Here is a 13,746-nt window from a genome sequence, read left to right as displayed (position 1 = left end):
CGCTTCACCGTACCAATCGTCGGGGCGTACCCCCGGACAAGCGCGACCGCCGCGCCCCGGAAGTCGGGCGCGGCGGTCGCGTGGGGTGGTGCGGTGTCCGGTCAGGAGCCGGAGCGCTTGGCGGTCGCCTTCAGGTAGTCCCGGTTGAGGCGGCCGATGGTGTTCAGCGGGATGCCCTTCGGGCAGGCCGCCGCGCACTCGCCGATGTTGGTGCAGCCGCCGAAGCCGGCCTCGTCGTGCGCGTCCACCATGCCGATCACCCGGGTGTAGCGCTCCGGCTGGCCCTGGGGCAGCAGCGAGAGCTGGGTGATCTTCGCGGCGGTGAACAGCATGCCGGAGCCGTTCGGGCAGGCCGCCACGCAGGCGCCGCAGCCGATGCAGGCAGCCGACTCGAACGCGGCGTCCGCGTCGGCCTTCGGCACCGGCACCGAGTGCGCCTCCGGGGCGCTGCCGGTCGGCGCGGTGACGTAGCCGCCGGCGGCGATGATCTGGTCGAACGCGTTGCGGTTGACCACCAGGTCCTTGACGACCGGGAACGCGCGGGCCCGCCAGGGCTCGATGTCGATCGTGTCGCCGTCGGAGAACTGCCGCATGTGCAGCTGGCAGGCGGTGGTGCCGCGCTGCGGGCCGTGCGCCTCACCGTTGATCATGAGGCTGCACATGCCGCAGATGCCCTCGCGGCAGTCGTGGTCGAACGCCACCGGCTCCTCGCCGTCGAGGATGAGCCGCTCGTTGAGCACGTCGAGCATCTCCAGGAAGGACATGTCCGGGGACACGTCCTGCACCGGGTAGGTCACCATCCGACCCTTGTCCTCGGGGCCGGTCTGGCGCCAGATGCGCAGGGTCAGGTTCACTTGTAGCTCCGCTGCGTGGGGTGGACGTATTCGAAGGTCAGGTCTTCCTTGTGCAGCACGGGCTCACCGGTGCCGGTGAACTCCCAGGCCGCCACGTAGGCGAACCGGTCGTCGTCGCGCTGCGCCTCGCCGTCGGGCGTCTGGTGCTCGGCCCGGAAGTGGCCGCCGCAGGACTCCTCGCGGTGCAGGGCGTCGATGCACATCAGCTCGGCCAGCTCGAAGAAGTCGGCCACCCGGCCGGCCTTCTCCAGCGACTGGTTGAGGCCCTCGCCGTCACCCGGCACGCGCACCCGCTGCCAGAACTGCTCACGCAGCGCGCGGATCTCGTCGATCGCCTTGCGCAGCCCGGCCTCGGAGCGCTCCATGCCGCAGTGCTCCCACATGATCTGGCCCAGCTCGCGGTGGAACGAGTCCACCGTACGGTCGCCGTTGATCGCCAGCAGCCGCTTGATCCGGTCCTCGACCTCGGTGCGCGCCGCGACCGCCTCGGGGTGGCTGGCGTCGACCTTGTCCAGCGAGTTGGAGGCCAGGTAGTTGGCGAGCGTGTTCGGCAGCACGAAGTAGCCGTCGGCCAGGCCCTGCATCAGCGCCGAGGCGCCGAGCCGGTTCGCGCCGTGGTCGGAGAAGTTGGCCTCACCGATCACGAACAGGCCGGGGATCGTCGACTGGAGGTCGTAGTCGACCCAGAGGCCACCCATCGTGTAGTGCACGGCGGGGTAGATCCGCATCGGCACCTCGTACGGGTCCTCGCCGGTGATCCGCTCGTACATCTCGAAGAGGTTGCCGTACTTGGCCTCGATGGCCTTACGGCCGAGCCGGTTGATCGCGTCGGCGAAGTCCAGGTAGACGCCGAGGCCGGTCGGGCCGACGCCGCGTCCCTCGTCGCACACGTTCTTCGCGGCGCGGGAGGCGATGTCGCGGGGGACCAGGTTGCCGAAGGACGGGTAGATCCGCTCCAGGTAGTAGTCCCGCTCGTCCTCGGGGATGTCCCGCGGGCTGCGCTGGTCGCCCTTGGCCTTGGGCACCCAGACCCGGCCGTCGTTGCGCAGCGACTCGCTCATCAGGGTCAGCTTCGACTGGTGGTCGCCGGAGACCGGGATGCAGGTCGGGTGGATCTGCGTGTAGCAGGGGTTGGCGAAGTACGCGCCCTTGCGGTGCGCCCGCCAGGAGGCGGTGACGTTGCAGCCCTTGGCGTTGGTGGAGAGGTAGAAGACGTTGCCGTAGCCGCCGGAGGCGAGCACGACCGCGTCGGCCATCTCGGTGCTGATCTCGCCGGTGACCATGTCGCGGACCACGATGCCGCGCGCGCGGCCGTCGACGAGGACCAGTTCGAGCATCTCGTGGCGGGCGTTCATCTCCACGTTGCCCAGGCCGATCTGCCGCTCCAGCGCCTGGTACGCGCCGAGCAGCAGCTGCTGACCCGTCTGGCCCCGGGCGTAGAAGGTGCGCTGCACCTGCGCGCCGCCGAAGGAGCGGGTGTCCAGCAGGCCGCCGTACTCGCGGGCGAACGGCACGCCCTGGGCCACGCACTGGTCGATGATGTTCACCGACATCTCGGCCAGCCGGTGCACGTTCGACTCGCGGGAGCGGAAGTCGCCGCCCTTGACCGTGTCGTAGAACAGGCGGTGCACCGAGTCGCCGTCGTTGCGGTAGTTCTTGGCGGCGTTGATACCGCCCTGCGCGGCGATCGAGTGGGCCCGGCGCGGGCTGTCCTGGTAGCAGTAGGACCGCACCTGGTAGCCCTGCTCGGCCAGGGTGGCGGCGGCGGAGCCGCCGGCCAGGCCGGTGCCGACCACGATCACCGTCATCTTCCGGCGGTTGGCCGGGTTGACCAGCTTCATCTCGAAGCGGTGGCGGTCCCACCGCGTCTCGATCGGGCCGTCCGGGGCCCGGGTGTCGGCGATCGGGTCGCCCTCGGTGTAGAGATCCATGTCAGGACACCAATCCGGTGATCACGGCGAACGGAACCAGCAGGTAGCCGCCGACGAGCGCGACGGCGAAGACGAGCGCGGCGATCCGGGCCCGGCGCTCGCCCTTCGGCGTCTGCTGGCCGAGGCTGCGGAACGCGCTGAAGGCGCCGTGGCGCAGGTGGAAGCCGAGGGTCACCAGCGCGAGGGTGTAGAAGAGCGTGACGTACCAGCGCTCGGGCGCGAAGCCGGCGACCACGTTGCCGTACGGGTTGGCCGGGTCGCCCTGCGGGTTCAGGTGACCCGTGGTCAGGTCGAGGATGTGGTAGATCACGAAGAGCAGGATGATCACACCACCCCAGCGCATCGTGCGGGCCGCGTAGTTCACGTGGATCTTGCGGCGGTGCGCGTACCGGACCGGGCGGGCGGCCCGGGACCGCATCGCGAGCACGGTGGCCGCGCCGATGTGCCCGAGGACGGCGACGGTGAGCACGGTGCGCTGGATCCACAGGAACCACGTCGTCGGCAGCAGCGGCGTGCCGATGTCCCGCAGCCAGTGCGCGTAGTGGTCGAACGACGTCTCACCCGTGAAGATCTTCAGGTTGCCGAGCATGTGCGCGATCAGGAACAGCACGAGGATGATGCCCGTCACCGCCATGACGGCCTTGAGGCCGACGTTCGAGCGGATGGGCGACCGAGTTTTCGTGATTACCACGCGGTCGACGCTAGGAGCACTTCGATCAGGCGTCCAATGCATCGAAATCGCAGCGTTGATAGCCGTAGGCTATGTAGATGCAGCTCCATCAGCTTCGGTACTTCGTGGCGGTCGCCGAAGTACGACATTTCACCCAGGCGGCCGATCTTGTCGGCATAACCCAGCCCTCGTTGAGTAAGCAAATTCACGCGCTGGAGACCGACCTGGGGGCACCGCTGTTCGAGCGGGTAAGGGGCAACATCACACTGACCGCGGCAGGTGAGGTGCTGCTGCCGCTGGCCAAGCGGATCCTCGCCGACGTGGAGACCGCCACCCGCGAGGTGCAGGAGCTGGTGGGGCTGCGCCGGGGCCGGGTCCGGCTCGGCGCCACCCCCAGCCTCGCCACCTCGCTCGCCCCGCCGGTGCTGCGCCGGTTCCGCGACGCGCACCCCACGATCGACCTGCGCGTGGAGGAGGGCGGCTCGCAGGACCTCGTCCGGGACCTGCTCCGCGGCGACCTCGACCTCGCCCTGATCATCATGCCGTCGGCCGGCACCGACCCGGGGCTGCGCGCCGACCCGATCCTGCGGGAGAGCCTGGTGGTCGCCTCGGTCGACCCGCTGCCGGGCGCCTCGGGAGCCGGGGAACTGCGCATCACCGACCTGCGCGACCAGCCGCTCGTCATGTTCCGCGAGGGCTACGACCTGCGCGACGCCACGCTCCAGGCGTGCCGGGCGGCCGGGTTCGAGCCGACCCTGTCCGTCGACGGCGGGGAGATGGACGCCGTGCTCAGCTTCGTCGAGGCCGGGCTCGGCGTCGCGCTGGTGCCTGGCATCGTGGTGGCCCGCCGCGCCGGCATCCGGGTCACCCGGCTCGTCCCGCCCGGCGTCCGCCGGACCATCGCGGTGGCCCGCCGCCGCGACGTGGTGCCCACCCACGCCGGGCGCGAGCTGCGCCGCATCCTCCTGGAGTACGTCCACGACGCCACCGCCACCGCCGAACTCCCCCCAGGCGTAGAGCCCCTCTGACCGCCCCTCTCCCGCCGCCTCTCTCCCGCGCGATCTTGCACTTTCGGCCCCGGCGAAAGGTGCGAATGCCACTGCGCGGGGGCACCAAGTGCAAGATCGACGAGGCGGGGGCGGCGGGCGGGGGTGTGGGTCAGCGGGACTCGGCGTCGTCCATGGCTCGGTAGATTCGCTGCTCCGAGACGGGGTAGGGGGTTCCCAGGGCCTGGGCGAAGACGTTCACCCGCAGCTCCTCGATCATCCAGCGGATCTGGCGGACCGCCGCCGAGGCACGTCGCGGCGGGGGCAGCGCGGCCAGCATGTCCTGGTACTCCTTCTGCACCACGGCGACGCGGTCCTGCTGCTGCTTGTCCCGCTGCGGGTTGCCCGGCAACCGGTCCAGCCGCCGCTCGATCGCGGTCAGGTAGCGCAGCAGGTCGGGCAGGCGCGCGTACCCCGTCTCGGTGATGAAACCCTTGTGCACCAGGCCGGTGAGCTGGTTGCGGATGTCGGCCAGCGCGGCCACCACGGCGAGGTTGCGGGTGGCGCCGAGCCGCTGCTCCACCGCGTACGCGGAAGCGAGCACCCGGCGTACCCGCTCCATCACCTCGACCACGGTGTCCACCAGGTCGGCGCGGACCCTGTCGCGCAGCGCGGCGAAGCCCTCGGCGTCCCAGGCCGGGCCGCCCGCGTCGCCGATCAGCTTGTCGATCGCCGCGCCGGCCGCGTCCTCGATCAGCTCCGGCACGCTGCCGTGCGGGTTGCGGGACAGCGCCAGCTTCGCCTCGTTGCTCAGCCGCCCCTGGAGGAACTTCGCCGGTGACGGCATCGTCAGCCGCAGCAGCCGCCGGGTGCCCGCCCAGTGCGCGGCCTCCTGCTCGGCGGCGGAGTCGAACACCTTCACCCCGACCGTCGCGCCCTCGTCCACCAGCGCCGGGTACGCGGTCACCGCGAAGCCGGCGCGTACCTGCTCGATGGTGCGCGGCAGCGCGCCGATCGACCACTCGGTCAGCCCGGTCCGGGCGACGTCGGGCGCGGCGGCGGCCACGACCTGGCGTACCTCCTGGCGCAGCTCGCGTTGCAGCGCCGGCAGGTCCTTGCCCTCGGCGACCGGCTTGTCGTCGTCGCCGAGCACCCGGAACGTGACCCGCAGGTGCGGCGGCAGCCTGCCGAGGTCCCACGCGTCGGCCGGGACCGTCACCCCGGTCATCCGGCGCAGCTGCCGGGTCAGCGCGGCCAGCAGCGGCTCCTCGCCCGGTGTGATCGCGGCGAGCGCGGCGCGCGCGTAGTCGGGCACCGGGACGAAGTTGCGCCGTACCGGCTTGGGCAGCGACCGGATCAGCGCGATCACCAGTTCCTCGCGCAGCCCCGGCACCTGCCAGTCGAAGCTCTCCGCCGGCACCTGGTTGAGCAGCGGCAGCGGGATGTCCACTGTGACGCCGTCGGTGGGCGCGGTCGGGTCGAACGTGTACGTCAGCGGCAGCGTCACCCCGTCGGCCCGCCACTGGTCCGGGAAGTCCTCCTCGTCCACCCCGCCCCGGCCGTCGTTGACGAGCAGCTCGCGGGTGAACGTGAGCAGGTCGGGCTGCTCCCGGCGGGTCTTCTTCCACCACGAGTCGAAGTGCCGGCCGGAGACCACGTCGGCGGGGATCCGCTGGTCGTAGAAGGCGAAGATGGTCTCGTCGTCGACCAGGATGTCGCGGCGCCGGGCCCGGTTCTCCAGCTCCTCGATCTCGGTCAGCAGCTTCTGGTTGTCCCGCCAGAACTGGTGGTGGGTCTGCCAGTCGCCCTCGACCAGGGCGTGCCTGATGAACAGCTCTCGGCTCAGACCTGCGTCGATCCGCCCGAAGTTCACCTTGCGGGAGGTGACGATCGGGATGCCGTACAGCGTGACCTTCTCGTAGGCCATCACCGCGGCCTGCTTCTTCTCCCAGTGCGGCTCGCTGTAGCTGCGCTTCACCAGGTGCTGGGCCAGCGGCTCGACCCACTCCGGCTCGACCCGCCCGGCCACCCGCCCCCACAGCCGGGACGTCTCCACCAGCTCGGCCGCCATAACCCAGCGCGGCGGCTTCCTGAACAGCGCCGACCCGGGGAAGATCGCGAACTTCGCGCCCCGAGCGCCCAGGTATTCGTGCTTCTGCGCGTCCTTGAGGCCGAGGTGCGACAGCAGGCCGGGCAGCAGCGACTGGTGCACCTTCGGGGTGTCGATCTCCTCGGGCAGGTCGGCGCCGGCGCCGCGCCGGCCCTCACCCTTGTCGGAGGTACGCAGCACCTGGCGCAACTGGCTGACGATGTCCTGCCACTCGCGTACCCGGAGGTAGTTGAGGTATTCGGCCTTGCACATCCGGCGGAACGCGCTGGACGACAGCTCCCGCTGCTTCTCCCGCAGGTAGCGCCACAGGTTCAGGTACGCGACGAAATCGGACTCCTTGTCGGCGAACCGGGCGTGCGCCTGGTCGGCCTGGGCCTGCTTGTCGGCCGGGCGTTCCCGGGGATCCTGGATGGACAGCGCGGCGGCGATCACCACGACCTCGGTGGCGCAGCCGTTGCGCTCGCCCTCGAGGACCATCCGGGCCAGCCGGGGGTCGACCGGGAGCTGGGCCAGCCGCCGGCCCAGCGCGGTGAGCCGCTTCGCCGGGTCGGTCTCGGCCGGGTCGAGCGCACCCAGCTCGTGCAGCAGGTTCACGCCGTCGGTGACGTTGCGCCGGTCCGGCGGGTCGATGAACGGGAACGCCGCGACGTCGCCGAGCCCGATCGAGGTCATCTGGAGGATGACCGAGGCCAGGTTGGTCCGCAGGATCTCCGGGTCGGTGAACTCGGGGCGGGAGTCGAAGTCCTGCTCGTCGTAGAGGCGGATGCAGATGCCGTCCGAGGTACGCCCGCAGCGGCCCTTGCGCTGGTTGGCGCTGGCCTGCGAGACCGGCTCGATCGGCAGCCGCTGCACCTTGAGCCGGCTGGAGTAGCGGGAGATCCGGGCGGTGCCCGGGTCCACCACGTACTTGATGCCGGGCACCGTCAGCGAGGTCTCCGCGACGTTCGTGGCCAGCACCACCCGGCGGTTGGAGTGCGCGGCGAAGACCCGGTGCTGCTCGGCGGTGGACAGCCGGGCGTACAGCGGCAGGATCTCGGTGCCGAGCAGCGACCGCTTGGACTGCACCAGCTTGCCCAGCGCGTCGGCGGTGTCCCGGATCTCCCGCTCCCCGCTGAGGAACACCAGGATGTCGCCCGGCCCCTCGGCGGCCAGCTCCTCGACCGCGTCGCCGATGGCCTGGATCTGGTCCCGGACGTTCTCCTCGTCGGCCTCGTCCTCCTCCTCGGCCTCGGTGACCTCGACCAGCGGCCGGTAGCGGACCTCCACCGGGTACGTGCGCCCGGACACCTCGACCACCGGCGCCGGGTTGCCCTCGGCGTCGGCGAAGTGTTTCGCGAACCGGTCGGTCTCGATGGTGGCCGAGGTGATGACGACCTTGAGGTCGGGCCGTCGGGGCAGGAGCTGCCTGAGATAGCCGAGGATGAAGTCGATGTTGAGGCTGCGCTCGTGCGCCTCGTCGATGATCAGCGTGTCGTACTGCCGCAGCATCCGGTCGGTCTGCAACTCGGCCAGCAGGATGCCGTCGGTCATCAGCTTGACCAGGCTGTTGTCGCCCACCTGATCGGTGAAACGCACCTTGTAGCCGACCACGTCGCCCAGCTCGGTGCCGAGTTCGTCGGCGATCCGGTCGGCGACCGTGCGGGCCGCCAGCCGGCGGGGCTGGGTGTGCCCGATCAGGCCGGTGATCCCGCGCCCCAGCTCCAGACAGATCTTGGGTAGCTGGGTCGTCTTCCCGGAGCCGGTCTCACCGGCCACGATCACCACCTGGTGGTCGCGGATCGCGGCGGCGATGTCGTCCTTGCGCTCGCTGACCGGCAACTGCGGCGGGTAGGCGATCGCCGGGACGGCCGCGCGGCGCGACTCCAGCCGCGCCTCGGCCCGGGTCACCTCGGCCGCGATCTCGGCCAGCGCCGCCTCCCGCCGCTGCGGGTCGCGCAGCCGGCGCACGCCGTCGAGCCGCCGCTGGATCCGGCGCTGATCGCGGAACATCAGGGGGGCGAGGCGGCGGTGCAGGTCGCGGGCGGTCTCAGGGGCGGCGGGTACGGCTGGATTCTGCATGTCGTCGCCAAGGATAGGCAGCCGCGCGGCGGACCGCCCCCGGGTTACCGGCGCTGGGCGTGCCCTCCCTGGTGCGGCCGTCCCCGCCGGATAAAGTTGCCGCCGACGAGGCCGACGGACGAGGCCGACGAGGGGCGGGGATGATCATGCGGGACACCGACCGGGCGCTCGTGCAGGCCGCCACCGCCGTCGCGAAGCTGCGCTGCCGCAGCGACAACCACACAGTCGCCGCCGCCGTACGCAGCACCGACGGCCGGGTGTTCAGCGGCGTGAACGTCTACCACTTCACCGGCGGCCCGTGCGCCGAGGTGGTCGCACTCGGTGCCGCCGCGACCCAGGGCGCGGGCGAGCTGGAGGCGATCGTCGCGGTGGGGGACCGCGGCCGGGGCGTCCTGCCGCCGTGCGGACGCTGCCGTCAGGTGCTGCTCGACTACTTCCCGTCGATCAAGGTGATCGTCGGCCCGGCCGACGGGCTGCGCGCGATCCCGATCACCGACCTGCTGCCCGAGACGTACGTCTGGGCCGACCAGCAGGTCGAGGTGCCGGTGGCCGCCCGCGCCGGGGTGTGGCCGACGCCTGTGGTGCCGGGCAGCCGGCAGGCCCCGGAGGACTGACCGCGCCCCGCTCCGGGCGCTGCCGGCCGCGACACTCAGTCGCCGGCCGCTGCCTCCAGCATCGAGCGGGGGACCGGCACCTGCTCGAAGCGGACCTGACCCTCCGGCACCATCCAGCTGCTGACCTGCGCGACGAGTCGTCCCGCGCGGACCGCCGGGTCGTTCGCGTACAGCTCACGGGCCATCTGCGGGTCCACCGACAGCACCACGAAACCGCGGACACGCCCGTCGTCGCCGTCCAGGAACGGCCCCGCCGCCAGCACCGCGCCCTGCTCCACCAGCCCGGCCTGGTGCGCCAGGTGGGCGTCCTGGATCCGGTCGAGGGCGTCCTGCGGCAGGTCCGGCGCGTCGTCCGGGCGGACCAGGAGCACCACCGTGTGCCTGTCGAATCGCATGTCCTCAGGCTAGGTGCTGCCGGGCGCGCAGTGCCCGGATCGACCAGTCCAGCACCGGCGCCAGGCTCTCGGCCGGCGGCCAGCCGTTGACCACGGAGAGCAGCTCCAGGTACCGCTCCCGGCGAGGGTCGCTCGCGGTCCGCAACCGGTCCAGCATCCGCCGGCGCAGGTCGCCGTCGTCCGAGCGGCCGCAGAGCCGCGCGTACCGGCCCGCCGCCCGGGCCAGGATCGGATCGGCCTCCGGCGCGGCCGGCTCGATGCCGTCGGCGAGCGCCGGGGCCACCTCCTCCCGGACCACGGCGACCACGTCCCGGCGTACGCCCTCGGCGCCTTCCCGGTCCGCCGCGTGCTGCTCGGCCAGCCGGCGCAGCCCGGCCCGGAATCCCGGGTCCAGGGCCAGCTCGGCCAGCTCCACCCACGCCTCGATCTGATCGTCGTCCGGATCGTCGGGCAGCTCCGGCGTGAGCGACCGCCTGATCCCCGCGAACCCCGGATCGGTCAGGCCGCCGAACGCCGCGTCGAGGAACTCGTCGACCAGCCGCCGCCGCTCCCGCGCGGCCAGGCCGGCCAGCCGGTGCAGCAGGTCGGCCTCGGACGGGGAGGCCCCGCGCCGGGCGATCACTGTCAGCACCGCGCGGCGTGACCGCAGCAGGCGGATCTGCGCGGTCAACGCGTCCGCGTGCGCCGAGGCGACCTCGGCCAGGCTGACCTCCCGCGCCACCACCCGGCGCACGGTGGGCAGGTCCACGCCCAGCTCGCGCAACGTCCGTACCAGGTCGAGCCGGGCCACCGCCGCCGCGTCGTAGCGGCGGTGGCCGGCCGGTCCCCGGTCGGTGGGCGGCACGATGCCGCGGTCGGACCAGAACCGGATGGTCTTCACCGGCAGCCCGGTCCGCCGGGCCAGGTCACCGATCGAGTAGCGCTCCGCACCGTCCATGCGCCCACCATCGCGCCTCCCCCCGGTGGAGGCGCAACCCCATCGACAGTGCCCGCTTAGGTACGCCTTACCAGGTCAGCTAAGGTAAGGCGCACCTAATCGGAAGGCGAAGCCCCCTCGTGACCACCGTCGCCGTCCGGCCCGCGCGGGCCGGGACTCCCGTCCGCCGCGGCACCGTCCGCCGCGTCGCGGTCACCGTGGCGGCGGCGCTCCTGCTCCTGCTGGCGCTGCTGGCCAGCCTCGCGCTCGGCAGCCGGCACCTCCCCGTCGACCAGGTGTGGCACGCGCTCGTGTCCCCGGACGGCGGAGACGCCACCACAGTGGTCCGGGAACTGCGGCTGCCGCGTACCGCCCTCGGGCTCGTCGTCGGCCTGGCGCTGGCGCTGGCCGGGGTGCTGTTCCAGGCGGTGACCCGCAACCCGCTGGCCGAGCCGCGCATCCTCGGCATCAGCGCCGGGGCGTCGTTCGGTGTGGTGCTGGCCATCGCCGTGTTCGGGGTGGGCACGCTCGCCGGGTACGTCTGGTTCGGCATCGCCGGCGCACTGCTCGCCGGGCTGCTCGTGTTCGCCATCGCCAACCGCACCCGCGAGGGCGCCAGCCCGGTCACCCTCGCGCTCGTCGGCGCGGCCCTCGACGCCGGTCTCGGCGCCATCGTGTACGCGCTGCTCAGCATCGACGCCCGCACGTTCGAGGAGTACCGCTTCTGGGTGGTCGGCGGGCTGACCGGCCGGGGCGTCGGCGTGGCCGGGCAGGTGCTGCCGTTCGTGGTGGCCGGGGTGGTGCTGGCCGCGCTCGCCGCCCGCGGTCTGGACGCGCTCGCCCTCGGCGACGACGTGGCCCGGGGACTCGGGCACCGGGTCGCACTGGTCCGGCTCGCCGCCGGGGCCGGTGGCGTGCTGCTCACCGGTGCTGCGGTGGCCGCCGCCGGGCCGATCGCCTTCGTCGGGCTGGCCGTGCCGCACCTGGCCCGGGTGCTGGTGGGCGCGGACCAGCGGTGGACGCTCCTGGTCGCCGCGCTGCTCGGCCCCGCGCTGCTGCTCGCCGCCGACGTGGCCGGCCGCCTCGTCGCCCCGCCCGGCGAGATCCCGGCCGGCATCATCACCGCCCTGCTCGGTGCCCCGCTCCTGGCCTTCCTGGTCCACCGAGCCAAGACGGTGACGACATGACCACCCCCACGCCCGCCCCCGCCCCCACCCCCGGCTCCCGCGATCTTGCACTTGCCGCCCCGACGAAGGGGGCATTCCGGGCACCCGAGGGGCCCGAAGTGCAAGATCAACGGGGTGGGGTGCGACGGCCGCGGGGGCGTGGAGTGCTGCGGGTCGGGGCGGTGGTGGTGCCGTTCCGGTGGCGGCCCCTTGTGGTGGCGGCGGTGCTGTTCGTGCTGCTGTGCGTCGCGGTGGTGGTCAGTCTGTCGCTGGGTACGCCGTACGTCGCCCCGGTGGACGTGGTGCGGTCGCTCTCCGGTGCGGGCACCCCGTACGACCTCGTGGTGCGCGACCTGCGACTGCCTCGCGCGGTCCTCGCGGCGGTGGCAGGGGCGGCCTTCGGCGTGGCCGGCACGCTGATCCAGAGCGTGGCCCGCAACCCGCTCGCCAGCCCCGACGTCATCGGTGTCACGCAGGGCGCCGGGCTGGCCGCGACGATCGCGCTGACCAGCGGCGCGGCGGCGGTGCTGGTGGCGCCGGCGGCGCTGCTCGGCGGCCTGGCCGCCGCGGTGGTGGTGTTCGCGCTCGGCGCCCGGCACGGCCTGGCGGCCCAGCGGTTCGTGCTCGCAGGTGTGGCGGTGGCGTTCGCGTTCCGGGCGCTGATCGAGGTGGTCATGCTCACCGCCGACCCGATCGACGGGCTGCGCGCCCAGATCTGGCTCATCGGCACGCTCGCCGGCAAGGGATGGAGCGAGGCGGCCTGGATCGCCGGCACGCTCGCGGTCCTGCTGCCGGTGCTGCTCTGGGCCGGGTGGGCGCTGCGCAGCAGCGCGCTCGACGACGACACCGCGCGGGGGATCGGCCTGCGGCCGGTGGCCCGGCGCATGGGGCTGGCCGGCACCGGTGTGCTGGCCGCCGCCATGGTCACCGCCCAGGTCGGCGCCGTCGACTTCGTGGCGCTGGTGGCCCCGCAGGTGGCCCGCCGGCTGGTCCGCGCCGAGCGCCCGCCGCTGCTGTGCGCCGCGCTGCTCGGCGCGTTGCTGCTGGTCCTCGCCGACCTCGGTGCCCGCCGGCTGCTGGCGCCGACCCAACTGCCGGCCGGCGTGCTCACCGCGGCGATCGGCGGGCCGTACCTGATCTTCGTGCTGCTCCGCACCCGAGGGAGGCGGTCGTGACCGCGCTGCTGTCCACCCGCGACCTGGTCGTCGGCTACGAGGGCCGCACCGTGCTGGACGGACTCGACCTCGACCTGCCGGCCGACACGTTCACCGTGATCGTCGGCCCGAACGCCTGCGGCAAGTCGACGCTGCTGCGCACGATGGCCCGGCTGCTCACGCCCCGGCGCGGCGCGGTGCTGCTCGACGGCGCGGCGATCCGAGACCTGCCGACCCGGGACGTGGCCCGGCGGCTCGGCGTCCTGCCGCAGAGCCCGCTGGTGCCCGAGGGGATCACCGTGGCCGACCTGGTCGGGCGCGGCCGGCAGCCGTACCAGCGCTGGTGGCGGCAGTGGTCGGCCGAGGACGGACGGGCGGTCGAGGAGGCCATGCGGCTGGCCGACGTCAGCGCGCTCGCCGACCGCCCGGTGGACACGCTCTCCGGCGGGCAGCGCCAGCGGGTGTGGATCGCCATGACGCTGGCCCAGGACACCGACGCGCTGCTGCTGGACGAGCCGACCACGTTCCTCGACCTGGCCCACCAGGTCGAGGTGCTGGACCTGCTGCACCGGCTGCGCGCCGAACGCGGCCGGACAGTGGTGGCCGTGCTGCACGACCTCAACCAGGCGGCCCGGTACGCCGACCACCTGATCGCCATGCGCGACGGCGCGGTGGTGGCCGCCGGCAAGCCGCGCGAGATCCTCACCGCGGGCCTGGTTCGCGACGTGTTCGGGCTGGACTGCGTGGTCGTGCCCTGCCCGGTCAGCGGCGCCCCGCTCGTGGTGCCCGCCCTCACCCAGACCGGATCCGCCCAGACCGGATCCGCCCAGACCTCGGCCGTTCCGGCCGTCACGCCGGCCACGGCCGGCGCCCCCGTCGGCGACGCCTGAGC

General features: G+C 72.9%; 11 protein-coding genes. 5 read left to right on the top strand and 6 right to left on the bottom strand.

Going from position 1 to position 13,746, the window contains the following annotated elements; genetic code table 11:
• Positions 1–101: 101 nt before the first annotated feature.
• Genes FHX31_RS20010 through FHX31_RS20000 form a run of 3 tightly spaced genes read right to left on the bottom strand, consistent with a single transcriptional unit; the run spans position 102 to position 3,518 of the window.
• Positions 102–854, bottom strand: coding sequence for a succinate dehydrogenase/fumarate reductase iron-sulfur subunit (locus FHX31_RS20010; protein WP_013285329.1), 753 nt, complete (start codon positions 852–854; stop codon positions 102–104).
• Positions 851–2,785 carry a fumarate reductase/succinate dehydrogenase flavoprotein subunit gene (locus tag FHX31_RS20005; RefSeq protein ID WP_013285330.1) on the bottom strand — a complete coding sequence of 645 codons (1,935 nt, stop codon included), beginning with the start codon at positions 2,783–2,785 and terminating at the stop codon, positions 851–853. The genes FHX31_RS20010 and FHX31_RS20005 overlap by 4 nt, the downstream gene beginning before the upstream one ends.
• A gap of 1 nt (position 2,786) precedes the next feature.
• Positions 2,787–3,518 carry a succinate dehydrogenase cytochrome b subunit gene (locus tag FHX31_RS20000; protein ID WP_174361705.1) on the bottom strand — a complete coding sequence of 244 codons (732 nt, stop codon included), beginning with the start codon at positions 3,516–3,518 and terminating at the stop codon, positions 2,787–2,789.
• Positions 3,519–3,553: 35 nt separating this feature from the next.
• Between FHX31_RS20000 and FHX31_RS19995 the strand changes: the two genes are divergently transcribed.
• Positions 3,554–4,483 (top strand): LysR family transcriptional regulator, encoded by a 930-nt coding sequence (locus tag FHX31_RS19995; RefSeq protein ID WP_184976985.1) that lies wholly within the window; start codon positions 3,554–3,556, stop codon positions 4,481–4,483.
• A 130-nt stretch (positions 4,484–4,613) separates the two neighbouring features.
• Here FHX31_RS19995 and hrpA read toward each other — a convergent pair whose 3' ends face one another.
• The gene (hrpA, locus tag FHX31_RS19990; protein ID WP_184976984.1) at positions 4,614–8,609 is read right to left on the bottom strand and encodes an ATP-dependent RNA helicase HrpA; all 3,996 of its coding nucleotides are present in this window, start codon (positions 8,607–8,609) and stop codon (positions 4,614–4,616) included.
• 140 nt (positions 8,610–8,749) lie between these two features.
• On the opposite strand from hrpA, the gene FHX31_RS19985 reads away from it, so the two are divergent.
• Complete coding sequence (locus FHX31_RS19985) at positions 8,750–9,223, top strand: cytidine deaminase family protein (protein ID WP_071095845.1); 474 nt, start codon at positions 8,750–8,752, stop codon at positions 9,221–9,223.
• Positions 9,224–9,258: 35 nt separating this feature from the next.
• Here the strand turns inward: FHX31_RS19985 and FHX31_RS19980 are convergent, their stop codons facing one another.
• The gene (locus FHX31_RS19980) at positions 9,259–9,618 is read right to left on the bottom strand and encodes a YciI family protein (RefSeq protein ID WP_013285335.1); all 360 of its coding nucleotides are present in this window, start codon (positions 9,616–9,618) and stop codon (positions 9,259–9,261) included.
• 4 nt (positions 9,619–9,622) lie between these two features.
• Positions 9,623–10,555 (bottom strand): MerR family transcriptional regulator, encoded by a 933-nt coding sequence (locus FHX31_RS19975; RefSeq protein ID WP_184976983.1) that lies wholly within the window; start codon positions 10,553–10,555, stop codon positions 9,623–9,625.
• Positions 10,556–10,674: 119 nt separating this feature from the next.
• Here FHX31_RS19975 and FHX31_RS19970 point away from each other — a divergent pair, with 119 nt between their 5' ends.
• From FHX31_RS19970 to FHX31_RS19960, 3 genes are all read left to right on the top strand, one after another.
• On the top strand, positions 10,675–11,721 hold the full coding sequence (locus FHX31_RS19970) for an iron ABC transporter permease (RefSeq protein ID WP_184976982.1): 1,047 nt from the start codon (positions 10,675–10,677) through the stop codon (positions 11,719–11,721).
• A gap of 119 nt (positions 11,722–11,840) precedes the next feature.
• Positions 11,841–12,875: a FecCD family ABC transporter permease gene (locus FHX31_RS19965; protein WP_236619405.1), complete on the top strand. Its 1,035-nt coding sequence runs from the start codon at positions 11,841–11,843 to the stop codon at positions 12,873–12,875.
• Positions 12,872–13,744 carry an ABC transporter ATP-binding protein gene (locus FHX31_RS19960; protein WP_184976981.1) on the top strand — a complete coding sequence of 291 codons (873 nt, stop codon included), beginning with the start codon at positions 12,872–12,874 and terminating at the stop codon, positions 13,742–13,744. Before FHX31_RS19965 ends, FHX31_RS19960 begins: the two co-directional genes overlap by 4 nt.
• Positions 13,745–13,746 lie beyond the last annotated feature (2 nt).

This window comes from Micromonospora sp. CNZ286 (genome assembly GCF_014207755.1).
The sequence above is the reverse complement of the archived record's forward strand: the minus strand, read 5'-3'. Positions and strand labels throughout refer to the sequence as shown.